Below are 1126 nucleotides of genomic sequence, written 5' to 3' on the forward strand. Positions count from 1 at the left end.
CAAAAAACAATCGGTATCAACAAACTTGGCACACTATTGAGTTCTCAAACAACAGACCCTCCAAAACATCACCCCAAAGCCACACCACACACAGCAGCGCAACCCAACCAGGGCCATTGGAAAAGAAGAGTTATTTTTGGCCGCCCTCCCGAACCGTACACACCTTCCGGCTTTCCGTTTCGCTCCCGGCGACTCAGAAAACAATACACGCCCCCAACCCCCAACGCAAATCCACCCCCAAACAGCCACACGCGGGCTGAAATCACCCCCTGGTGCTACGCCCTGTCGCGGCCATTTGGTTCTGCGGGATGGCGCGCAGCGATGTTCCCGTTGCTGGCAGCCCAGCTGGCGAGGAAGTCGAGTTGGTCCTGGGCGTGGCTGTCCGGCTCGGCTGAGTAGGCGATCAGTATCAGCCCTTCGCCAGGGAAGTCCAGCGCGCCAGCAGCCCGGGGCCCGTCTCATGGCCACGCACGGGAACGAAGCCATGATCGCCGCCGGCCAGCTGATCCTGGCCGCCGTGGTCGTCATAATCCTCGTCGTCGCGTCGCTGGCATTCCAACGCCGGAGGCACACAACCACCTAACCAGATCCAACCGCAACGAAAGGAGCAGGCATGCGCCTGGCGGTTCCGGGACCCACGCTCCAAGGACCGCCCGAAAAGTTCACCGGCAACGTATACCTCAACCCACTGCACTCAGCTGAAAGCCCCTCCCGGCTCGGGTTCGCGATGGTCCGGTTCGCCCCCGGGGCCCGCACCCACTGGCACTCCCACCCGCTTGGCCAAGCACTGCACTGCACCGGCGGAACAGGACTGGTGGCCACTAGGGACGGCAAGGTCATCCTCATGCGCGACGGAGACACCGTGCATACCCCTCCCGGAGAAGAACACTGGCACGGCGCGACTTCGGACTCCCCGATGTACCACCTGGCCCTGGTCGAACACGACGACGGCCACACGGCAACGTGGCTCGAACCCGTCAGTGACCAGGACTACCAAGCCGCACACTCCAAAACCCACCCACAACCCACAGCAGAACAACGCTAAGGAAAACCATGAAAAACGTCACCCTCAACAACGGCGTCGAAATGCCAGTCCTCGGCTTCGGCGTATTCCAGATCCCCGAGG

General features: G+C 61.7%; 2 protein-coding genes. Both read left to right on the top strand.

Going from position 1 to position 1126, the window contains the following annotated elements; genetic code table 11:
* Positions 1-460: 460 nt before the first annotated feature.
* Positions 461-583: a hypothetical protein gene (locus OCL88_RS21045; RefSeq protein ID WP_264963837.1), complete on the top strand. Its 123-nt coding sequence runs from the start codon at positions 461-463 to the stop codon at positions 581-583.
* Between the two features lie 30 nt (positions 584-613).
* Positions 614-1045: a cupin domain-containing protein gene (locus tag OCL88_RS21050; protein WP_264963838.1), complete on the top strand. Its 432-nt coding sequence runs from the start codon at positions 614-616 to the stop codon at positions 1043-1045.
* Positions 1046-1126: the final 81 nt, after the last annotated feature.

It is taken from the genome of Paenarthrobacter sp. PAE-2 (assembly GCF_026013155.1).
GTDB classification, from domain to species: domain Bacteria; phylum Actinomycetota; class Actinomycetes; order Actinomycetales; family Micrococcaceae; genus Arthrobacter; species Arthrobacter ureafaciens.